Annotated in this window: 19 protein-coding genes; 11 read left to right on the top strand and 8 right to left on the bottom strand. The window is 74.8% G+C overall.

Features of this window, described 5'->3' with window-relative positions:
- Positions 1-78 precede the first annotated feature (78 nt).
- Positions 79-2,532: a hypothetical protein gene (locus ACH4DX_RS17005; RefSeq protein WP_398155658.1), complete on the top strand. Its 2,454-nt coding sequence runs from the start codon at positions 79-81 to the stop codon at positions 2,530-2,532.
- On the opposite strand, the gene ACH4DX_RS17000 is transcribed toward ACH4DX_RS17005, so the two are convergent.
- The 4 genes from ACH4DX_RS17000 to ACH4DX_RS16985 all read right to left on the bottom strand — a co-directional run bounded on the left by ACH4DX_RS17000 (position 2,483) and on the right by ACH4DX_RS16985 (position 7,102).
- Positions 2,483-4,894 carry a right-handed parallel beta-helix repeat-containing protein gene (locus ACH4DX_RS17000; RefSeq protein ID WP_398155657.1) on the bottom strand — a complete coding sequence of 804 codons (2,412 nt, stop codon included), beginning with the start codon at positions 4,892-4,894 and terminating at the stop codon, positions 2,483-2,485. The genes ACH4DX_RS17005 and ACH4DX_RS17000 overlap by 50 nt on opposite strands.
- 144 nt (positions 4,895-5,038) lie before the next feature.
- Complete coding sequence (locus tag ACH4DX_RS16995) at positions 5,039-5,644, bottom strand: hypothetical protein (RefSeq protein WP_398155656.1); 606 nt, start codon at positions 5,642-5,644, stop codon at positions 5,039-5,041.
- Between the two features lie 87 nt (positions 5,645-5,731).
- Entirely contained in the window at positions 5,732-6,556 is an 825-nt protein-coding gene (locus ACH4DX_RS16990) for an MOSC domain-containing protein (protein WP_398155655.1), read from the bottom strand.
- Between the two features lie 45 nt (positions 6,557-6,601).
- On the bottom strand, positions 6,602-7,102 hold the full coding sequence (locus ACH4DX_RS16985; RefSeq protein ID WP_398155654.1) for a DUF6643 family protein: 501 nt from the start codon (positions 7,100-7,102) through the stop codon (positions 6,602-6,604).
- A gap of 362 nt (positions 7,103-7,464) precedes the next feature.
- Here ACH4DX_RS16985 and ACH4DX_RS16980 point away from each other — a divergent pair, with 362 nt between their 5' ends.
- Entirely contained in the window at positions 7,465-8,784 is a 1,320-nt protein-coding gene (locus ACH4DX_RS16980; RefSeq protein ID WP_398155818.1) for a TerD family protein, read from the top strand.
- Positions 8,785-8,812: 28 nt separating this feature from the next.
- On the opposite strand, the gene ACH4DX_RS16975 is transcribed toward ACH4DX_RS16980, so the two are convergent.
- Positions 8,813-9,997 (bottom strand): glycosyltransferase, encoded by a 1,185-nt coding sequence (locus tag ACH4DX_RS16975; RefSeq protein ID WP_398155653.1) that lies wholly within the window; start codon positions 9,995-9,997, stop codon positions 8,813-8,815.
- A gap of 58 nt (positions 9,998-10,055) precedes the next feature.
- Between ACH4DX_RS16975 and ACH4DX_RS16970 the strand changes: the two genes are divergently transcribed.
- A complete protein-coding gene (locus tag ACH4DX_RS16970) occupies positions 10,056-10,892 on the top strand; it encodes a glutamate racemase (RefSeq protein WP_398155652.1) in 837 nt (278 codons plus the stop codon).
- Positions 10,893-11,194: 302 nt separating this feature from the next.
- Positions 11,195-11,743 (top strand): hypothetical protein, encoded by a 549-nt coding sequence (locus ACH4DX_RS16965; RefSeq protein ID WP_398118503.1) that lies wholly within the window; start codon positions 11,195-11,197, stop codon positions 11,741-11,743.
- On the opposite strand, the gene ACH4DX_RS16960 is transcribed toward ACH4DX_RS16965, so the two are convergent.
- Complete coding sequence (locus tag ACH4DX_RS16960) at positions 11,700-12,701, bottom strand: O-antigen ligase family protein (protein ID WP_398155817.1); 1,002 nt, start codon at positions 12,699-12,701, stop codon at positions 11,700-11,702. The genes ACH4DX_RS16965 and ACH4DX_RS16960 overlap by 44 nt on opposite strands.
- A gap of 316 nt (positions 12,702-13,017) precedes the next feature.
- On the opposite strand from ACH4DX_RS16960, the gene lnt reads away from it, so the two are divergent.
- From lnt to ACH4DX_RS16925, 7 genes are all read left to right on the top strand, one after another.
- On the top strand, positions 13,018-14,610 hold the full coding sequence (gene lnt / locus ACH4DX_RS16955; protein ID WP_398155651.1) for an apolipoprotein N-acyltransferase: 1,593 nt from the start codon (positions 13,018-13,020) through the stop codon (positions 14,608-14,610).
- Between the two features lie 9 nt (positions 14,611-14,619).
- Positions 14,620-15,090: an NUDIX hydrolase gene (locus ACH4DX_RS16950; protein ID WP_398155650.1), complete on the top strand. Its 471-nt coding sequence runs from the start codon at positions 14,620-14,622 to the stop codon at positions 15,088-15,090.
- Between the two features lie 212 nt (positions 15,091-15,302).
- Entirely contained in the window at positions 15,303-16,010 is a 708-nt protein-coding gene (locus ACH4DX_RS16945) for a hypothetical protein (protein ID WP_398155649.1), read from the top strand.
- Between the two features lie 198 nt (positions 16,011-16,208).
- A complete protein-coding gene (locus tag ACH4DX_RS16940; RefSeq protein WP_398155648.1) occupies positions 16,209-17,513 on the top strand; it encodes a methyltransferase in 1,305 nt (434 codons plus the stop codon).
- Positions 17,510-18,181, top strand: coding sequence for an alpha-ketoglutarate-dependent dioxygenase AlkB family protein (locus tag ACH4DX_RS16935; protein ID WP_398155647.1), 672 nt, complete (start codon positions 17,510-17,512; stop codon positions 18,179-18,181). The genes ACH4DX_RS16940 and ACH4DX_RS16935 overlap by 4 nt, the downstream gene beginning before the upstream one ends.
- A gap of 64 nt (positions 18,182-18,245) precedes the next feature.
- Positions 18,246-18,827, top strand: a complete 582-nt coding sequence (locus tag ACH4DX_RS16930) for an FABP family protein (protein ID WP_398155646.1) — start codon at positions 18,246-18,248, stop codon at positions 18,825-18,827.
- Between the two features lie 65 nt (positions 18,828-18,892).
- Positions 18,893-20,395: a hypothetical protein gene (locus tag ACH4DX_RS16925; protein ID WP_398155645.1), complete on the top strand. Its 1,503-nt coding sequence runs from the start codon at positions 18,893-18,895 to the stop codon at positions 20,393-20,395.
- Between the two features lie 37 nt (positions 20,396-20,432).
- Here ACH4DX_RS16925 and ACH4DX_RS16920 read toward each other — a convergent pair whose 3' ends face one another.
- The gene (locus tag ACH4DX_RS16920; RefSeq protein WP_398155644.1) at positions 20,433-21,173 is read right to left on the bottom strand and encodes a 2OG-Fe(II) oxygenase; all 741 of its coding nucleotides are present in this window, start codon (positions 21,171-21,173) and stop codon (positions 20,433-20,435) included.
- Positions 21,170-21,721 carry a methylated-DNA--[protein]-cysteine S-methyltransferase gene (locus ACH4DX_RS16915; protein WP_398155643.1) on the bottom strand — a complete coding sequence of 184 codons (552 nt, stop codon included), beginning with the start codon at positions 21,719-21,721 and terminating at the stop codon, positions 21,170-21,172. The genes ACH4DX_RS16920 and ACH4DX_RS16915 overlap by 4 nt, the downstream gene beginning before the upstream one ends.
- Between the last annotated feature and the right edge of the window lie 49 nt (positions 21,722-21,770).

Here is a 21,770-nt window from a genome sequence, read left to right as displayed (position 1 = left end):
GCGCGCAGCGGCGATCCTGGTGTCCTTGCGTGGCCGTACGAGACTCGTCACAGCGCACGACTCGGGGGATGCGGAACAGTGGAGCACGGGGAGCACGGGGAGCACGGGAAGCACGGGGAACAGCACGAGCCGATCGCCCTGGAACTGCTCGTCCACGGCGTCGGCGGCACCACACCGGAGGCGATGCTCGGCGATCCGCGCACCGTCTCCGTCTCCGGTGACAGGACCGCGGCCGTCTACCGCCGCACCGACGACGTGGACGCCGAGGAACACCCGCAGGACTACCGCGAACGCCCGGTCCCCGAGGCCTACGTCTGGTGCAATCTGACGTCCGGCAACGGCTCCCGGGCCCTGTGGCTGCTGCTCCTGCCGTTCATGGTCGTCAACCTCGCCCACTGGATGCGGCCCACGGCCCGCCGCGCGCGGCGCGCCGTGCGCGCCTACGGCCTCCTCGTGCGGCTGCTCGCCCTCACCCTGACCGTGCTCCTGGTCGCCGCCGCCTGCGAGATAGCGATCGACCTGGCGGCCTGGCAGTGCGCGGGCACCGCCGCCTGCGCGAACGACCACTCCTGGCTCGGCTTCCTCGCGCCCCGGCCCGGCGGGGGCGGCGGCTGGTGGTCGCAGCCCGGCCGCCGCCTGGCCCTCGCCGCGACCCTGCCCGCCGCCCTCACCGGCCTGCTCTGGTACCTGTCCCACCGCACCTGGAGCGCGTACGAGTCCCAGCAGCCGATGCCCCACCGACCGGACCCGGAGGAGACCACCCGCAACGCCCTCGGCAAGCCGGGGTTCTGGTACGGGCGCCGGATCGTCGCCCGCCTGCGCGCCGCGCACACCGCTGCGGGCCTCCTGACGGTCGCCGCCGCCGTCGGCGCGTCGGCCGCCCGCCAGGACCGGCGGCCCGGCGGCCCGGCGCTCCTCGACATCGCGGGCTGGGCACTGTCGGCGGCCCTGGTCGCCTCGGGCGCGTCCGTGGTGTGGGTGGTGTGCCGCAGGGGCCGCAGCGAGAACCGCCTCGACCGGCGCGTCGACCGCGCCCTGGTGCGCAGGCTGCCGGTCGCCGCCCTTGCCCTGCTCGTCCTCACCGTCGGGTACGCCGGCTGGTCACGGCCCGACTGGTCGTCGGCGGGACGGCTGCCCGGCAACACCGTCTTCGGCGGCATCGCCCTCGTCCAGGGCGCCCTCGTCCTGGCCCTCGGCGTGGTCGCCGCCCTCATCTTCCGCGGCGCGCCCGACGCCCGCACCGCCGTGCGCGGGCTCGGCGGCCCCGCCGTGGCCATGCTGGCCTGCGCCCTGGGCGGGGTGATGTCGGGCGGCGGGTCGCAGCGCGTCGCCGACTGGCTCGACGGGTCGGGATCGCCCGGTGCGGGCGGCTCCATCGACGGGCCGCCCGCGCTCCTCACCTGGCAGGCGTCCGTCATCCCGCCGCTCCTCGTGGTCGTCGCCGTGCTGTGCGGCTGGCTGGCCGTGCGCTCCGCGCGGCTGCTGCGGCGCGAACTGGCCCAGGTGCCGCTCGACTATCCCAACGAGCGCAGGGACGCCACGCGTACCCGCCGCATCGCGCGCACCCGCGTCGGCGCGTCCCTCACCGACCGGGCGCCCCGGATCGTCGGCATCACCTCCGGCACCACCCTGCTCCTCGGCGCGGTGGCGCTCATCGGCGCCTGGACCACCGGCAAGGTGCCCGGCCGGGCGGCGCGGGACACCCCGCCCTTCGTCCAGGGCTTCGCCGAGACCGCCCAGGCCCTCGGCTCCTGGCTGATCGGCTTCGGCTTCATACTCTTCGTCACCTGGGGCCGCCGCGCCTACCGCGACCCGTCGGCCCGCCGCACCATCGGCATCCTGTGGGACGTCGGCACGTTCTGGCCGCGCGCCGCCCACCCCTTCGCGCCCCCCTGCTACGCCGAGCGCGCGGTGCCCGACCTGACCTGGCGCATGCACACCTGGACCCGCGCCACGGGGGGTCGTCTCGTCCTGTCGGGGCACTCCCAGGGCAGTGTGCTCGCCGCCGCGGCGGCCTGGCAGCTGCACCCTGCCGTACGCAAGCGCGTCGCCCTGCTCACCTACGGCTCGCCCCTCGAACGCCTCTACGGCCGCTGGTTCCCCGCGCACTTCGGACCCGCGGCCCTCGGCTCCCTGCACCGCGAGGTCGACTGCTGGCGCAACCTGTACCGCCTCACCGACCCCATCGGCGGTCCCGTCCGGCTGCACGGCGACCGCGGGCCGCAGGTCGACCGGGCACCGCTGCGCGACCCGCTCGCCTACGGCCGCACCGAGGCACACCCCCTGCCCACGCCGATACTCGGGCACGGCGACTACCAGGCCGACCCGGCGTTCGCCGAGGAGCGCACCCGGCTGCTCGCCCGCCTCAAGCCCGCGGTGCCCGCGCCGCGCCCGGCGGCGGGGGCGGACACCGGCGCGGAGGCATCGGTGGGCGGGGCGGACACCGGCGCGGGAGCATCGGTGGCGGCGACGGACACGGCGGCTACGGCAGATCCGGCAGATCCGGCAGATCCTCCGGATACAGCAGGGTGAGGTCGTCCGTGCTCGGCGCCGCCAGCTGGGCCACCCGGCCCGCGTGCCGTTCCACCATGGCCTCGAACGTCTGGCGCGCCGTGCGGCCGTTGCCGAACGCCGGACCCTTGGGGATGGCCGTGAAGTACTTGAGCAGCGCCTCGCCCGTGCCCTGACCGAGGGTGTACTCGTGTTCCTCGGCCTGCTGCCCGACGATGCGCAGGAGCTCCTCGGGCGCGTAGTCGCCGAAGGTGATGGTGCGCGAGAACCGGGACGCCACCCCGGGGTTGACGGACAGGAAGCGGCTCATCTCCGCCGTGTAGCCCGCGACGATCACGACCACCGCCTCCCGGTGGTCCTCCATCAGCTTCACGAGCGTGTCGATGGCCTCACGGCCGAAGTCGCGCCCGGAGTCCTCGGGGGAGAGCGCGTAGGCCTCGTCGATGAAGAGCACCCCGCCGCGCGCCCGGTCGAAGGCCTCCTGGGTGCGGATCGCCGTGGAGCCGATGTGCTCGCCCACCAGGTCCACGCGGGACACCTCGACGAGATGGCCGCGCTCCAGGACACCGAGCGCGGCGAGGATCTCGCCGTAGAGCCGGGCCACGGTCGTCTTGCCGGTGCCGGGGGAGCCCGTGAAGACCAGATGACGGCGCGCCGAAGCCGCCTTGAGCCCCGCCTCCTGGCGGCGCCGACCCACCTCGATCATGTCGGTGAGCGCACGCACCTCGCGCTTGACGCTCTCCAGGCCCACCAGCGTGTCGAGTTCGCCGAGCACCGCCTTCGGCGAGCGGGACGCCGGTGCGGGCACGGCCGCGGCGGGCGGCTGCGCGGGGCGCGGGCCCGGCATGGCACCGAGCAGCCCCACGGCCTGCGTGGCCGTCTGCGGTGCCGCCTCCCGCACGGCGGGCCGCACCCCCGCGCTCTCGTCGCTCGTGCAGTCCTCGACCAGCGGCCCGTCCTCCGCGAACTCGTACCCCCCGCGCGCGCACCGCTCCGTGCGGCACCGGCGCAGCGTCGTCCGGCAGCCGTCGATCACATGGAAGCCGTACCCGCCGCTGCCGGTGACCTTGCAGCGGTCCAGGCTGCCGCGGCCGCCCGCGGAGACGTAGAAACCGGCCTCGGCGGGTGCGGTGACCGTGCACCGCTCGATGGTGGGGTCGGCGCCCTTGGTGACGATGACGCCCGTCTGGGTGCCGTCCACCGTGCAGTTGGCGAGGACGCCGCCGCTGCCGTGGTCGCGGAACCACGCGCCGGTCGCGGCCTCCCTGATGCGTACGTCGTCCAGCTGCGCCGTCGCGCCGTCGCTGACCGACACCGCCGTGTTGCGGACCTGGGTGAGATCGCTGTCGACGACGTCGACGCGCGAGCCGCGGTCGAGGACGAACAGCGCGTCCGGCACGTCGTGCACCCGGCACGACTCCAGGACGGCCGTCGCGCCGTCGCTGACCCAGACCGCAGGGTAGTCGCCCGTGCTGTCGTGGATCTCGCACTGGTTGGCGTCCACGCGGGTGCCCGGGTCCCACACCGAGAGGCCGTTGCGGCCGAACTCGCGCACCGTGGTGCGGGTCAGTGTGAGCACCGCGCGGGAGCGCAGGTCGACGGCGTTCTCGGGGATGTCGTGGATGCGGCAGTCGGCGAGGGTGAGGACGGCGTCGGTGTCGAGGGTGACGCCGTCGGACGTCGTGCGGTGCACACCGCAGTCCGTCAGCTGCGCCGTCGCCCGAGCGGTGACCTGCACGCCCGAGCCCTTGATCTCGTACACCTCGCAGCCGACGGCCTCCAGGCCGCTGCCCTCACCGGTGACCGACAGACCCGCGCCCGACGCGTGGTGCACCCGGCAGCGCTCCAGGCGCGGACGGCCGCCGCCGCGCACCGAGACGCCGGACTGGCCCGCGGCGACGACCTCGCACTCCTCGAACACACCGCCGCCACCGTCGAGCACGCCGATGCCGACGCCGCCCGGGTTGTCGACCGTGCAGCGGCGCACCGTCGGGCGGGCGCCGCCGCGCACCTCGATGCCGCAGGCGGAGCGCGTCATCACCCGTATGTCGTTGAGCTCGGGCGCGCCGTCCTCGACGAGCAGCGCGGGCGCCGCCGAGTCCTGGCCCTCCACATGGAGGTCCTGCACGAGCGCGGACGCCCGCACCGTCAGCGGCACCCCGTCCACCGGCGCGATGCGCACGGAGCCGGGGGAGCCCTCGGGGCCGCGCAGCGTGACCGCCCGCTCGACCACGAGGTTCTCGCGGTACGTCCCCGGGGCCACCGTCAGGATGTCGCCGTCGCCCGCGGCATCGAGGGCGGCTGCCAGCGATGCGTACTCGCCCGTGCGGCGCCGCCACCGCGACGTACCGGTGTGCGTCACCTGGACCGTGCCCTGTGCCATGGAGTTGCTCTGCCCCCACCTCGGATTACGCGGGCCTCGCGCCCGCGCGCAAGGAGGCCGAAGAGTTCGCCCGGTCCACCGTAGCGCGCGCGAGGAGGGCGAGTTGACCCGATGGCCGGGCCGGTGGCGATGGATCCCGCCTGCTCAGGCGCCCGTGCCCGCCCTGCCCCAGTCCGGGCCCGCGCTGTTCCAGGCCTGGTCCCAGCGGGCGTGACGGCGGCGGACCAGGCGCCGCAGGACCAGGCGCCTGCCGCCCTCGACGAGCCCGCCGCAGCACAGGGCCGCGCCGAAGCCGGCCAGGGCGGCGTGCGTCGACGCCGTGGCGGTGTCCAGGGGGCGGCCGACGACGTGGCCCTCGGCGTCGGTCCAGACCCGGAAACGGTCGCCGGGGCGGGGGGACTCGAGGCCCGTGGCGACCGTGCCCGTGTGTCCGGAGCCGTCGGGGGCGGTCCAGCTCGCCAAGACCCTGCGGTGCGCGTCGCGGGCGGAGGAGGTCTCGGGGTCGGGGTCCACGGGCACCTTGTCGTAGCGCTGGAGGACGGTGGCGGTGACGCTGTGGCGGGACTCGCGCTGGGCGGTGACCGCGCGTTGCAGCGCGTCGTGCGTGAGCAGGCCCGTGACCGCTCCGGCGACGGGGGCGGCGACGAGGATCAGGACGAGGGCGACGAGGGCCGTCCAGGCCTCGGCGATGTCGGTGCGGCGCCGCAGCGGGTTGTGGCGCCAGCGCCAGAGTCCGGTGATCGCTCGCACAGTCCTGAACCCCTTCCGCGTCGACCCGACCGCGCCCGGTACGTCAACGTCCGCCCACGGACGTCGGGTTCCCCGGGTCCCGCCCGTTCATTCGAGGATCCGCACCGGGTCACCGACACGAATGGTCCCGGTCGACTCGGGCACGAGTTGCAGCCCGAAGAGCAACTGCTTACCGACGCGGCGGTGCCGGGCGAGGGTGCGCAGCGGCTCCTTGCCGCGCTCGGCGGTGCGCTGGTCGGTGGTGGTCACCACGCAGCGCGCGCACTTCCTGGCCACCCGGAACGCCACGTCGCCGATGGCCAGGCGCGACCAGTCGTCCTCCGACCAGGGCGGGGTGCCCGCCACCACCGCGTTCGGCCGGAAGCGGTCCATGGGGAGCGGGCCCTCGTCCGCGTGGTCGCCCTGCGCGATGAGGGAGTTCAGGGCGTCGAGGGAGGAGAGCGTGGTGAGCAGGAGCGGCAGGGCGTCGGCGAAGGAGAGGGTCTCGCCGGGCCTGCCGTACTCCGCGGCGATGGGGCGGCGGGTCGCCGGGTCGTCGAGGTGGCACAGGCGGACGTCCACGCCGAGGAGCGCGCTGAACCACGCGTGTGCCGCGGGCCCGGCGGGAACGCCCTCGGTCTTGTCCCGCGGGAACTGCACGGGCACCGTCGCCCCGGGCTCCGGCACGGCGACCGTGAGCGGGCGGGCGCCGGGCGCGGACATGCGTATGCGGCCGTCGGGCAGGAGCTCGACGGCGACTGTCGCGAGACCCGGATGGGGCCGCTGCGTCACGGCCTTGCCCGCGCTGTCGACGAGCACCCATCTCCGGTCACCCGCGAGCCCCCAGGGCTCGACGACGGCCTCACGCGGAGCGTGCCCCCCGGCCGCCTTCAGCGGGTGGATGTGCAGCGAGTGGAGCGCGGGAATCGGCATGCGGCCATCCTGCCAGCAGGCACTGACAGCGACGGCCGCAGCCGATCAGTAGCCGCGGTACTGCCGGTTGTACGGGTCCTCGTGCGGGGCCGGGGCCGGGCGGGGCGCCGCGGGGCGCATCGCCTCGTAACCCGTGTTGCCCATGGGGCGCTGGGGCTGCTGCGCGTGGCCCATGGGGCGTTGCGGCTGCGGTCCCGGATAGCCGCGCGGGCCCGCGGCCTGCTGCGGGATGTACGGCGCCGGGGCCTGTTGCAGCGGAGCGGGCTGCGGGGCGGGGGCGTATCCGTACGCCGGGTTGGGGTGGGCCGCCGCGGGCATCGGCGCGGGGGCCATGGCGGCCGCCGGGTGCATCGAGGGGCCCGAGGGCAGGGCGGGCAGGGCCGGCAGGGCGGGGAGGTGACTGCCCGTGTCGTACGCGGAGGGGACCCGGATCGGGGCGATCTGCGGGGTGCCCCGCTCAGCGACCAGGGAGTCGTAGATCGGGGTGTCCGGGAAGGACGGCGCGGAGTAGTAACCGCCGCCATAGGTGGAGCGGGGGGAGGTCATGCTCCATAAGTTAAGCCCTTGATGTGCTGGTTGGGGAGACCGATAAGAGGGTTGTTTTGCGTGTCGCCAGGGGCCGCCCGATCCCCAATGCGAGCGAACTTGGGAAAATCGGTCGCGCGGCGGCGTAGGGATCGTGTAAATGCGGCGGTCTACGCGGGTTGCTCAGGGCGGCGCGCACCGGGGTTACCCGCGGTCCACCGGCGCGGGTCCTGCGGCTGTCCCGCGTCCGGCCCTCCGGTGTTCTCCCGGCTTCCCGCGTCCGTCCGGAGGGCGCCGCGGGGACCGCCCGTGCACCGCTTCGAATGCCAGGTAATAGGTTGGGTCGGAACGCAACGGCGGCCCGGCCGACCCGGCAACTTGTGATGGGGGCAAACATGTCAATGGCCAAAGGTTCGAATGTTCCCGTGCAGGCACCCTCGGTGCGGGTCGAATTGGGGTGGGGCTCGGGTCCCGGGGTGCCGGACGCGGACGCCTCCGCGCTGTTGCTCGGCGCCTCGGGGAAGGTGCGCTCGGACGCCGACTTCGTGTTCTACAACCAGGCGACGCACGCATCGGGCGCGGTGCGCCACGAGGGCAAGCGGTCCGCGGGCGGCGGTGTGACCGACTCGCTCGTCATCGACCTCGCGCGCGTGGAGCCCGCGGTCGAGACGGTGGTCCTCGCCGCCTCCTCGGACGGCGGCTCGTTCGGCAAGGTCCCCGGCCTGCACATCCGCGTCCTCGACGCGGCCGGCGGCGCGGAGATCGCCCGGTACGACAGCGCGGACGCCACCGTGGAGACGGCCTTCGTCCTCGGCGAGCTCTACCGCCGCCAGGGCGCCTGGAAGTTCCGCGCCGTCGGCCAGGGCTACAGCAGCGGACTCGAAGGCCTGGCCACCGACTACGGCATCTCGGTCGACGAGCCCCAGCAGGCACAGCCCAGCCCAACGCCCGCCCCCGCTCCCGCGTCGCCCGTCGCACCCCCCGCCGCGCCTCCCGTGGCACCTCCGGTGGCGGCGCCCGCCCCCGCGTCCCCGCCGCCGCCCGCCGCGGCGCCCGCGCAGCCGGTGCGCCTCACCAAGGTCACGCTGACCAAGGAAGCGCCCTCGGTCTCGCTGACGAAGCAGGGCGGCACCTCCGGAGCGCTGCGGGTGAACCTCAACTGGGAGGTGCGCAAGCAGTTCAAGGGCTGGGCCAGCAAGCTCGGGCGAGCCGTCGCCATGCACGCCGACCTCGACCTCGACCTGTGCGCGCTGTTCGAACTCGCCGACGGGCGCAAGGGCGTCGTCCAGGCACTCGGCAACGCCTTCGGCGCCCTGCACCAGCCGCCGTACATCCTCCTGGACGGCGACGACCGCACGGGCGCCGTCTCCACCGGCGAGAACCTGACGGTCAACCTCGACCACTCCCAGGAGCTGAAGCGCCTGGTCATCTTCGTGACCATCTACGAGGGCGCGCGCAGCTTCGCCGACCTGAACGCCACGGTCACGCTGACCCCGCAGCACGGCGCGCCGATCGAGTTCTCCCTCGACGAGTGCACGGTGCCGTCCACGGTCTGCGCCCTCGCGCTGATCACCAACAACGGCGGCGAACTCACCGTCCAGCGCGAGGCCCGCTACCTCGTGCCCGAGCGCGGCGTGAGCCCCCAGCGGACCATCGACTACGCCTACGGCTGGGGCATGAACTGGACGCCGGGCCGCAAGTGACCGCGCCCCCACGCGCGGGGGACAGGCCCTAGGGGCGGGACTCCTCCGGCGCCGACGTGCCGGGCCGGGCGTAGGTGCGGCCCTTCCAGGCCGCGCCCCGCCCCCGGTAGTGCTGCACGGCGGAGTCCACCGTCATCAGGAGGTAGAGGAACGCGGTGGCGGGCAGCGTGAGGGCGAGCCACGGGGGCTGGCGGTAGTAGCGGAGCATCGGCAGATACGTCGCGGTCATCACCAGCCAGGCGAGCCCGCCGAGCACCGCGGCGCCGGGGCTGTTCGCGGCCAGTCCCGCGAACAGGGCGACCGGCGGCGCCAGATACACCACCGCGAGCCCCGCGACCGTCCCCACGAGCACCGCGGGGTTGTGCCGCAGCTGGGCGTAGGCGCTGCGCGCCACCATCCGCCACAGATGGGCGAGGCGCGGATAGGGGCGCACGCTGTCGACCCGGTCGGCGAGGCCGAGCCAGATGTGGCCGCCCGCGCGCTTGACCGCCCGTGCCAGCGCCACGTCGTCGATGACCGCGTGCCGGATGGCGTCGGGGACCCGGGCCCGCTCGGCGGCGTCCGCGCGCAGCAGCACGCACCCGCCCGCCGCCGCCGCGGTCCGCCCGCCCGCGCGGCCGATCCAGCGGAACGGATAGAGCTGCGCGAAGAAGTACACGAACGCCGGGACGACCAGGCGCTCCCACCCGCTCACGACCCGCAGCCGCGCCATCTGCGAGACGAGGTCGTAGCCGCCGGTCCCCGCCGCGGCCACCAACGTCCGCAGGCTGTCCGGCGCGTGGGCGATGTCCGCGTCGGTGAGCAGCAGGTACTCGGGGTCTCGCGCGCGTGCCCGGTCCATGCCGTGGCGCACCGCCCAGAGCTTGCCGGTCCAGCCGGCGGGCGGCTCGCCCGGCGACGTCACCGTCAGCGCGAGCCCGCCGGCGCGCTCCGCGAGGGTCCGGGCCAGCTCGCCGGTGCCGTCGGTGCTGCCGTCGTCGACGAGATACACCTCGGCGTGCCCCGGATAGTCCTGCGCGAGCAGTGAGGGGAGGCTCGACGGCAGCACCTCGGCCTCGTCCCGCGCGGGGACGACGACGGCGACCGACGGCCAGTGCTCCGGCTCCTCGCGCGGCGGCAGACGGAGATCCGTACGCCAGAAGAAACCCTGCCCCACAAGGAGCCACAGCCAGCCGGCGAACGAGGCGGCGGCGATCCACACAACGACGCTCATCCGCCGCAGTCTGCCCCACCCCGCCGGACTTGTCCGACCGATCGTCTAAGGTGGCCGGGTGAAGATCGCGCTGATGGACTCCGGCATCGGACTGCTCGCCGCCGCCGCTACGGTGCGCCGACTGCACCCGGAAGCGGACCTGGTCCTGTCGTCCGACCCGGACTCGATGCCCTGGGGCCCGCACTCCCCTGCGGAGATCACCGAGTTGGCCCTCGCCGTCGCCGAGGCCGCCGCCGCGCACCGCCCCGACGCGCTGATCGTTGCCTGCAACACCGCCTCCGTGCACGCCCTGCCCGCCCTGCGCGCCCGACTCGAACCGGAGCTGCCCGTCATCGGCACGGTCCCGGCGATCAAGCCCGCGGCGGCCGGCGGGGGGCCCGTCGCCATCTGGGCCACGCCCGCCACCACTGGCAGCCCCTATCAGCGGGGTCTCATCGAGGACTTCGCCGGCGGCGTGTCCGTGACCGAGGTGCCCTGCCCCGGCCTCGCCGACGCCGTGCAGCAGGCCGACGAGGACGCCATCGCGCGGGCCGTCGAGGCCGCCGCGGCGCGCACGCCGCCCGATGTGCGGGCCGTCGTCCTGGGCTGCACCCATTACGAGCTGGTCGAAGAGCGCATCCGGGCCGCCGTGCAGCAGCCGGACATGCCGCCACTCGTCCTGTACGGCTCCGCCGGAGCCGTCGCCGCGCAGGCCCTGCGCAGGGCCCGCGAGCGCGCCGCGGCCCCACACGGGGGCGCCGCCCCGCAGGCCCCCGAGCGCGCCGGAGGCACCGGCGGCACCGAGGGAACCCTGACGGTCCTCCTCGGCGGCCACGAAGCACCCCTGCCGCGCGCGGCCCACACCTACGCGGAGGGGCGCCTCCTCGCGGCCTCAGACCCGGCTCTGCGGTCCTGACCGCGGGGGCAGGCGCCCGCCGGGGGACGGCCGCGCCCCGAGGTCCTGACCGCGGGGCGGGCGACCGCCGGGGGACGTCCGAGCCCTGCGGTCCTGACCACGGGCGGGCACCCGCCGGGGGACGGCTGCCGGGGCCCGCACCCCCACCCCGCCCCGACCCGCCCCACGCGTGTGGCGCAACCCACCGCGCCCCGCCCCAGCGCCCACCCCACCCGGCCACGGCCCCCTCGTACCCCGTCGCCGCGCGGGCGCGGTTCCGCGACGTCGTGCCTTCGGGGCGGAACGTGCGTACTCTCGACTCCATGACGGACCACGCCCCCAGCGAGCGGGTCAGCTCGGAGCAGACCGAGATCTGGACCGGACGCGCGCGGAACCGAGGTCAGTGGCTGCTGGCCTGTGGCGGTGCCGCCTGTCTGGCCCTGGGCATCGACCTGGCCGTCGAGGCCCTGTGGCCCTCGGGCATCCTGCCGCTGATCATGGCCGCCGTCGGCTGCATCGCGGGCGGCCTGCTCATCCTGTTCGGCACGCTCGCCTTCGTGCACGTCGCCGTGAAGGTCGACGAGGACTCCCTGGAGGTCCGCTGCGGCCACATCGGGGTGCCGCGCCGCCGCATCCTGCTCTCGCACGTCGTCGGCGCGGAGTTCGCACCTTCCGTCACGCCACGGCACTGGGGCGGCTGGGGCTACCGCTGGCGGCCCGAGCAGGGCACCGCCGTCGTCGTCCGGCGCGGTGAGGGCGTCGTCCTGATGCTCGGCGACGGCCGCAAGTTCACCGTGACCGTCGACAACGCCGAGGCCGCCGTCCGCATCATCCGCGACCGGCTGCGGGCGGCCGGGCGCGCCCCGGCCTGACCTGGTCCCGCCCGTCCTCCAGGGGCCGTGCCGTGGCGATGCCCGCGAGCAGTCCCGCGCCCACCGACACGGACGTCACGCTCAGCGCGTTGCCGACCGTCGCCACCGCCGCGAGCGCCGTGAGGGCCGCGCCCGCCGTGAGGACGATCTGGGTGGGCCGCGGTGAGCGCCACAGGGCGAAGAGCATCCAGCAGAAGGCCGCCACGAGCAGCGCGACGCCCACGAACCCCTGCTCGGCCGCCTGCTGCAACAGCGCCGAATGCGGCTTGGCGTCCGTCAGGAGGCCCTCGGTGACCGCGGGCGACGTCTCGCCGAACCGCCCCGGGCCCACACCGAGGGCCGGATGCTCCGCCGCGAGCCCCTCGGCGTCCTGCCACATCCGCACTCGGAAGGGGCCGAGCTGCCCCTCCAGGGACGTGGCGAGCCCCTCGGGCAGCACCCCGCCCGCCACGGTCCAGGCGAGGCCCGCCACCACGGCCGCGGTCAGCGCGAAACCGGTCAGTACGAGCCCCCTGCGCCGCATCAGCGCCGTCGCCAGCGAACAGAGCACGATGCCCGCCGCCGCGATCACCCCGGCCGTCGAACCGAGCAGGGCCGCCGCCACCACGACCGCCGCCGCGAGCAGCCGCAGCCAGGTCCGCAGCGCCCCGTGCGCCGCCCACGCCGCACAGCAGGCGGCACCCGCGGCCAGGGCGAGCAGCGCCGCCGTGGCGCCGACGGGGCCGAGCGGCGAAGAGCTGACGGGCCCCGGGGTGACGTGCGGGGCGGCCGCCGCGAGCGCGACCCCGCCGAGCGCACCGGCGCAGGGCGCGGCGACCGGCAGCAGCGCGCCCGTGATGCGCCCGCCCGCGTACCCGGCAGCCACCGCGAGGACCGCGAGCAGTATCCCGTCGGGCCTGCCCCCGCGCACACCGGTCGTGATCAGGACCCAGGCGGCGCAGGCCGCGAGGATCGCCATGCCCGCGGTGTCGGCGGTGGCCGCGGTCGTCGCCGAGCCCGCGGCCCCCCGCCGCTCGTGGGCCCCGGCGGCGGTCGCCGCGGTCGTCTTCCTCGACGTCACCCGTCGCCCCCCGATGTGTGACGGCCCCCGAGTGCATGGCTTGTTGTCGACGCACGTCAGGGACGTGGGCCCACGCTAGCGGCTGCGGACACCAGATGGGGACATCTTGCGCAGGAACGATCCGTCCGGGGGAGTGGAACGGCTCTTCGGGGCAGCCGGCGGGGCCCGCAGGCCGCGCTGTCGGTGCCCAGGTGACGCGCCGTACACTCCCCGGGTGACCGCCACCACCGTTCCCACCGACGTGTCCGAGCAGACCGCACCGCGGCCCGGACCGGAAACGCGTGCGGAGCGGCTCGGACGGCGGCTGCTTCCGGCCGGGGCGGCCGTGCTCTCCGGAGTGCTCCTCTATCTGAGCTTCGCCCCGCGTGAGCTGTGGTGGCTGGCGCCCTTCGCGTTCGCACCGCTCGCCTTCGTCCTGCACGGCCGGCGGCCCAGGTCCGGCTTCGGCCTCGGCATGCTCATGGGGCTCGGCTACTTCCTGCCGCTGCTGTCCTTCACGGGCGTCGACGTGGGTCCCGTGCCGTGGATCGCGCTCGCCGTCGCCGAAGCGGCCTTCCTCGGTCTGACCGGTCTGGGCATCGCCCTCGTGTCCCGGCTGCCGGTGTGGCCGCTGTGGGCCGGCGGTGTGTGGATCGTGGGGGAGGCGGCGCGGGCGCGCTTCCCGTTCGGGGGCTTCCCCTGGGGCAAGGTCGCCTTCAGCCAGCCCGACGGCCTGTTCCTGCCCCTCGCCGCGCTCGGCGGCACCCCGCTGCTCGGCTTCGCGGTGGTCCTCTGCGGCTTCGGCACCGGCGATGTCGTACGCCGTCTCGTGGCCGACCGCCGCACGCGCGACCGGGCCCTCGTGACGTCCGCCGCGCTCGCCCTCGTCCCCGTGGTGGCGGGGGCCGCAGCCACCCCGCTGGTGTCCACGGGCGCGGAGCACGGCACCGCCACCGTCGCGGTGATCCAGGGCAACGTGCCGCGGATGGGCCTCGACTTCAACGCCCAGCGCCGCGCCGTCCTCGACCACCACGTGCGGGAGACCCTGCGGCTGGCCGCCGACGTGAAGGCGGGCAGGGCGAAGCAGCCCGATCTGGTCCTGTGGCCGGAGAACTCCTCGGACATCGACCCGTACCGTAACGACGACGCCCGCGCCGTGATCGACAAGGCCGTCAAGGCCATCGGCGCCCCCGTGTCGGTGGGCGCCGTCGTCACGGCCGAGGACGGCAAGCCGCGCAACCGGCAGATCCTGTGGGACCCGAGGACGGGCCCCGGCGCGGTCTACGACAAGCGGCACCTCCAGCCCTTCGGCGAGTACATGCCCTACCGCGGCTTCTTCCGCCTCTTCAGCTCCGACGTCGACCGCGCCGGTGCCTTCGAGCCGGGCGCGGAACCGGCCGTCTTCGACATGGCGGGCACCGGGGTCGGCCCGGTCACCTGCTACGAGGCCGCGTTCGACGACGTGGTCAGGGACCAGGTGCGCGCGGGCGCCGAGATCCTCTCCGTACCCAGCAACAACGCCACCTTTGAACGCAGCCAGATGACGTACCAGCAGCTGGCCATGGACCGGGTGCGGGCCGTCGAGCACGGCCGTGCGGTCATGGTCCCCGTGACCAGCGGCGTGAGCGCGGTGATCCGCCCGGACGGGACGATCGCGCAGCGCACCGGGATGTTCACGGCGGAGTCCCTGGTCGCGGAAGTGCCGAGGCGCAGTTCCCTGACGCCCGCCACCCGCGTCGGCGCCTGGCCCGAACTGGTCCTCGCACTGATGGGCGCGGCGGGTCTCGCCCGGGTGATCGCCCGCCGTCGCGCGGGGACCGCCGGTTAGGGTCGCACCATGGCTACCCCGGACTTCATCCGCACCCTCCGCGCCGACGCGGGCCGGCAACTTTTGTGGCTCCCCGGTGTCACCGCGATCGTCTTCGACGACGACGGCAGGGTGCTCCTCGGCCGCCGTGCCGACAACGGCAAGTGGTCGGTCATCGGCGGAATCCCGGACCCCGGTGAGCAGCCCGCCGAGTGCGCCGTGCGCGAGGTCTACGAAGAGACGGCCGTGCGGTGCGTCGCCGAGCGGGTGATCCTGGTGGAGGCCCTGAAGCCGGTCACCTACCCCAACGGGGACGTCTGCCAGTTCATGGACATCACGATCCGCTGCCGTGCCGTGGGCGGCGAGCCGCGCGTGAACGACGACGAGTCCCTGGAAGTCGGGTGGTTCGGCCTCGACGCGCTGCCCGACCTGCACGAGACCGGCCTGTTCCGGATCAAGCAGGCGATGGCGGACAGCCCCACCTGGTTCGACCGCGGCTGAGCGGGCCGGAGCCGGGACCGGCGCCGGGGTCGGGACCGGGCCAGTACCGGGAAAAGAAGCCCGGCAGAGGGGGCCGGGCAGGCGGACCGCGGGGCGGCCGGGAGCGGCGGGAAACGGCGTGGTGACCCCCACAGACAGCATGTAACCTGCACGGACATTGTCCGCGCGGAGGCCTGCGCGCCGCCGCGGGACCAGCGAGACAGGGGCGGGAGTTGCGCCGGAAGACCTACGGACTGACGCTGCGCGGGTTCGCCTGCGCGCTGCTGGCCCTCCAGGTCTGGCTCGTGTGGCACCTGAGCACCTACGACGTCACGTCCGTCATGTGGGGGTGCGACGGCGAGGGCTGCGGCAGCGAACAGTTCGCGGTGATGGCGCCGGAGCTCGGCGTCGCCTCGGCCGTGCTGCTCGGCTTCGTCGCCGCGCGGTTCCTGCACCGGGCCACGACGGGCGCGGTGATCGCCCTGAGCGCGTTCGGGGCCGCCGCGGGCTGGCGCGACGCGGTGTCCGACGGCCGGGTCGACTACGGCACCGTCACCGACTTCATGCTCGTCGTGCCCGCGGGGCGGCACTCCGTGTCGTTCTGGCTGACGTTCCTCCTCGCGGTGGCCGCCGCGGGCTGTCTGGCCGCCCTGTGGGGCGGTGCCGTGAGCCTGCGCAGGACCGCCGCGCTGCGCAGGCTGCGCGCCGAGTTCAGCACGGCGGATGCGCGCCTGGAGGGCTGGCGTCCGGTGCGCGGCAGGCGCGGTGAGGTCACGGTCGTCTTCCACGACACCCGGGGCGCGCGCCACGCCGTGCCCGTGGTCGTGGACCGCGCCGCCCTGGACCGTCCCGTGCTCGCCGTGTACGACCGCGACCGCCCCGCCGACCCCGGGCGCACCCGGGTCGCCGTGCCCCGGCGACGCTCGCCGCGCTCGCCGTGAGGACCCCGGCATGAGGCACTCCGTACGCCGCTTCCTCGCCCTGGACGTGCTGCTCGGCGCCGCCGTCGTGAGCCCCGTACCTCACCGGAGCCGTCGTCGTGGCGGGGCTTGTGGGGGCCCTGCATCTAGCGGGATGACGGGCTGCCCGGCCGGTGGCCGATCGAGGCGGTGTCGACGCTCCGTTAGCCTGAGGGCACGATGAACCGTTTGAGCACGTCATGGGGCGAGTACGACCTCACACGCTTCCCCGAGGACCCGCGGGACCCACTGCGCGCCTGGTCCGCGGCCGACGCCTATCTGCTGCGGCACCTCGCCGGTGAGACCGGTAGGAATGGCGAGGCCGCTGGAACCGGCGAGGCGGTGGGGACCGGCGGGACCACTGGGACCGGTGAGCCTGCTGGGACCGGCGGGACCACTGAGGCCGGCGAGGCCACTGACACCGGCAAGACCGCCGGGACCGGTGCGGGGATCGGCGAACCGGTGCCCCTGGACGGCACGATCGCCGTCGTCGGGGACCGGTGGGGAGCCCTGACCACCGCTCTGGCCGCGCACCGGCCGGTGCAGATCACCGATTCCCACCTCGCCCGGCAGGCGACCCTCGCCAACCTCGCCCGGGCGGGCCGCCCCGCGGACGGAGCCCGGCTCCTGACAACCAGGGACGCCCCGCCCGACCGCGTCGATGTGCTCCTCGTCCGGGTGCCCAAGAGCCTGGCGCTCCTCGAGGACCAGCTGCACCGGATCGCCCCGGCCCTGCACGCGGACAGCGTGGTCGTCGGCACCGGCATGGTCACCGAGATCCACACCTCCACCCTGGAGCTCTTCGAGAGGATCGTCGGACCGACCCGTACGACCCTCGCCCGCCAGAAGGCACGCCTGATCCTCAGCACCCCCGATCCGGACCTGCGACCGGGCCCGAGCCCCTGGCCGCGCAGCTATGTCCTGCCCGCCGACGCGGGAGCGGGCGCGGGTCTGACGGCCGTCAACCACGCGGGGATCTTCTGCGCGGAGCGCCTCGACATCGGCACGCGCTTCCTCCTCGAACACCTGCCTGCCGTACACGGCGGAGCCCACGTCGTGGACCTCGGGAGCGGCAACGGCGTGCTCGGCACCGCCGCCGCGGTCGCGGAGCCGGGCGCCCGGGTCACCTTCGTCGACGAGTCGTACCAGGCCGTCGCCTCCGCCGAGGCCACCTTCCGTGCGAACACCGCCGCCGGGGCCGAGGCCGACTTCGTCGCCGGGGACGCCCTGACGGCGATGCCCGCGGACTCCGTCGACCTGGTCCTGAACAACCCGCCCTTCCACAGCCACCAGGCGACGACCGACGCCACCGCCCAGCGCATGTTCCGCGGGGCGCACGCCGCCCTGCGTGTCGGCGGCGAGCTGTGGGTCGTCGGCAACCGGCACCTCGGCTACCACGTACGCCTCAAGCGCCTCTTCGGCAACGTCGAAGTCGCCGCGAGCAACCGCAAGTTCGTCGTCCTGCGGGCGGTGCGCCGCCGGTGACCGGCGAGCTGTTCCCGCGCGAGCGCGCCGAGGTGGCGCCGGGCGCCGTCCACGTGCCGGACTGGCTCGACCCCGCACGGCAGCGCGAACTCGTCGCCGCGTGCCGGGAGTGGGCACGGCCCCCGGCCGGGCTCCGTACGGTCCACCTGCCCGGCGGCGGCACGATGACCGCCCGGCAGGTGTGCCTGGGGTGGCACTGGTACCCGTACGGCTACGCCCGCACCGTCGTCGACGGGGACGGCGCACCGGTGAAGCCCATGCCCGCGTGGCTCGCGGAGCTCGGCCGGACGGCGGTGCGCGCCGCGCTCCCCGGGCGCGCCGCGCCCGCGTACGACGACAGCGACCCGGCCGCGTACGACATCGCGCTGATCAACTTCTATGGCGCCGACGCCCGCATGGGCATGCACCGGGACAGCGACGAGCAGTCCGCGGCGCCCGTCGTGTCGCTGAGCCTCGGGGACACCTGTGTCTTCCGCTTCGGCACCACCGCGTCGCGCGGGCGGCCGTACACCGACATCGAGCTGCGCAGCGGCGACCTGATGGTGTTCGGCGGGCCCTCGCGGCTCGCCTACCACGGGGTGCCGAAGGTGTACGAGGGCACGGCGCCGCCCGGCCTCGGGCTCACCGGGCGGCTCAACATCACGCTGCGGGTGAGCGGCCTCGGCTGAGAGACGCCGGGGGCCCTAGGCTGCGTCAGTCACCGCCCTCCACCCCCTGCCCCAGGAGCCCCGCGTGTTCGACGCCGTACCGGACAACCCGTACCCCGAGAGCCTGCGCCCGGACGGGGCACCCGCGCCGCACGCGCTGCTCGCGCCGGTGCTCGGCCTCCTCGGCAGCTGGCACGGCCGGGGCCGGGGAACGTACCCGACCCTCGCCGAGGACTTCACCTACGCGCAGGAGGTGACGTTCAGCCACGACGGCCGCCCGTTCCTGCGCTACGACGCCCGGGCGTGGCTGGTGGACGCGGACGGGGCGGCGCTGCGTCCGTCCGCCCGCGAGAGCGGATGGTGGCGGCTGGGTCCCGAAGGCCGGGTGGAGGCGCTGATCACCCAGCCCACGGGCATCGCGGAGATCGCCGTGGGCCGGGCGACCGGCACCGCGGTCGACCTGGCCACGGACCAGGTGGCCCGCACCCCCACCGCGAAGGTGGTCGACGCCACCCGTCGCCGCTACACCCTGGGCGACGACGGCCTGCTCACCTTCGTCCACGACCTCGCGGCCGTCGGGCAGCCGTTGCAGCACCATCTGCGGGCGGAGCTGCGGCGCGGTGCGAGCGCACAACCATCGGTGCGGGCCGAGGGTCAAGTGACGTGAAGCGAGGGTGAATTCCGGATGGAGTTCACCCCAGCGATCTCCGAACGAAGGAACCACGAAGCCCTATGACGTCTGCAAGCCGTCGAGTCCGGCTCACCGCACCCCTCATCGCCACGTTCCTGCTCACGGGAGGGCTCACCGCCTGGTCCCTCGGGCAGGGCCGGGCCGAGGCCGCCACGCCCGCCGCCGGGAAGGCCGCCGCGAAGACGGCGGACGACTTCAACGGCGACGGTTACGCCGACCTCGTCGTCGGCGCCCCCGGCGGCACCGTCTCCGGCAAGAAGCGGGCCGGGTACGTGGCGGTCACGTACGGCTCCAAGAACGGGCTCGACCCCGCCCGGAAGAAGCTGATCAGCCGCTCCACCAGCGGTGTCCCCGGCTCCGCCACCGCCGAGCAGGCGTTCGGCAGCTCCGTCACCAAGGGCGACGTGGACCACGACGGCTACACCGACCTGGTCGTCGGCGCGGGCGCCAAGGGCGCAGCCGCGGGCGCGGTGATCCTGTGGGGCGCGAAGAGCGGCCTGACCGGTGGAACGAAAATAGCCACCTACGGCCACGCCCCGCAGGCCGGTGACTTCGACGGCGACGGCAGGACCGACCTGGCCCTCTTCGGCGCCGTGGGCTCCCACGGCGACGACCCGATCGCCCACCGCGCCCGGCTGTGGAAGGGCCCGCTCACCCGCACCGGCACCCCGGCGAAGAAGCTCGACTTCATGGAGAGGTCGCAGTGGTCGAGCTACGACGACGACGAGCGCCCGAGCCCCGCCTGCGTCCAGAACCACGCCGTCTGCATCGACGGCCCGGCCTCCGTGAACGGCCCGGTCTTCCCCCAGGGCGTCGGGGACCTCGACGGCGACGGCCGCGCCGACATCGTCATGAACGACTACGCGGGCGACGGCACGTGGAGCAACAGCGTCCTGTACGGCGGCCGCGACGGCTTCGAGCGCGGTTCGGCGCCGGGTTCGCGCGGCGCCCTCGCCGTGGGCGACATCAACGGCGACCACGTCGACGACGTGGTGTCCGGCTCCGACGGCTCCGAGGACAACAAGGTCACCGTCGCCTACGGCAGCGCGGACGGGCTGAGGAACGAGCAGCGGTTCGACCAGGACCTCCCCGGCGTCCCCGGCGCCGAGGAGGAGGGCGACGGCTTCGGCTCCTCCCTCGCCGTGGGTGACGTCACCGGCGACGGCTACGCCGACATCGCCGTCGGCGTGCCCGGCGAGGACGTGGGCAGCGTCGTGGACGCGGGCTCCGTCGTCCTGGTCCGCGGCGGCGCCGCCGGTGTCACCGGCACCGGAGCGAAGGCCTTCCACCAGAACACCGCGGGTGTGCCCGGCGTCGCCGAGCGGGGTGACGAGTTCGGTGCGGCCACGGCCCTGCTCGACGTCGACGGCGACGGCCGCGGCGACCTCGCCGCCTCCTCCGTGCACGAGAACGCCGACGCGGGCGCCGTGTGGTCCCTGCGCGGCACCGCGACGGGCCCGACCGCGACGAAGTCCGTGGCCTTCGGCCCCGATGACCTCTCGGCGCCGAGCGCGGCGGCCCGCTTCGGCAGCACCCTGCGCTAGGCGGCGCCCGTCCCGGTGTGCCACGACGCCTGTCCGGCTAGGCGTCGTGGAACACCAGGCCGAGGGAGTGCCGCAGGCCCGAGCGCACGGTGCTCACGCCGTGCCGCACCGGGGCCGCCGACCAGCCGCGGCTGGAGCGCACGGGCCGGTCGCGGGTGGTGAAGACCAGGCCGTGGCCCTGCGGAAGCACCGTCACCGTGCCCCGTGACTGGGCCCGCGGCCGCTGTTCGACGAGCAGGAACTCACCGCCGGTGTAGTCCGTTCCCTGGGTGTCGAGGCCGACGACGACCTGGAGGGGGAAGACGAGGTCGCCGAAGAGATCGCGGTGCAGCGCGTTCCAGTCGCCGCTCCCGTACCGCAGCAGGATCTGCGAGGACTTGCTCTGACCCGCCGCGTGGCACTGCTCGATCCAGGCGTCCAGGGTGTCGGGCCAGGGCGCGGGCCGGCCGAGGCGGGCCGCCCAGTCCCGGGCGACCGGGAGCAGCCGCGGGTAGAGCGCGGCGCGCAACGCGGCGACCGGAGCGGGCAGTTCATGGCGGAAGTACCGGTACTGACCGGAGCCGAAGCGGTGCCGTGCCATGTCGACCGTCGACCTGAACAGGCTCGTGTCCTCGTACAGGGCGGCGATCGCGCGGCACTGCGCCGGGTCGAGCAGCGGCGGGGTCAGGGCGCAGCCGTGGACGTCGAGTTCGGTGGCGAGCGCGGTCCAGTCGGTGGCGGCGACGCGGGACCCGGCCGCCGCCGCGGCCCCCGCCGCCGTCGGCCTCCGGTCGCTCACGCCGACTCCAGGTCGAGGAGTCGGCGCTTGCGGTCGAGGCCGCCCGCGTATCCCGTCAGTGAGCCGTCCGCGCCGATGACGCGGTGGCAGGGGCGCACCACGAGGACCGGGTTGCGGCCGATGGCCGCGCCCAGGGCGCGGACCGCCACCCGGGACAGGCCGAGTCGCGCCGCGAGCCGGCCGTACGTGGTCGTGGTGCCGTAGGGCACGGAGTCGAGCGCATGCCATACCTTGCGCTGGAAGTCGGTGCCCGCTTCCTCGGCGTACTCGATGTCGAATTCCGTCAGGGCGCCCGCGAAGTAGGCGTCGAGCTGACGGGTGATGGCCGTGAACGCCGTGTCGTCGCGCACCCAGCCGTCCTGGACGACCGCGCCGCCCTTCTGCCCGGGCACCGACAGGGAGACGAGTGCCGTCCCGCCGGTGGCGGTGTCCGAGGCCCGGCCCACGAGCAGCAGCTCACCCAGGGGGCTCTCGACCGTCGTGTGGACGAGGGCCCCGTCGGCTGTCGTACGGGCTGCCGGGGTTTCGGCCGTGGTGTGACCGGTCATCGCGCCTGTCCTCTCCTGGTGCGTCCGTCCTGGTCCGGGGCGTGTTCCC

This window comes from Streptomyces sp. NPDC017940 (assembly GCF_044328435.1).
Classification (GTDB): Bacteria; Actinomycetota; Actinomycetes; order Streptomycetales; family Streptomycetaceae; genus Streptomyces.
Note: the sequence above shows the minus strand (reverse complement) of the source record. Positions and strands in the feature narration are given on the sequence as shown.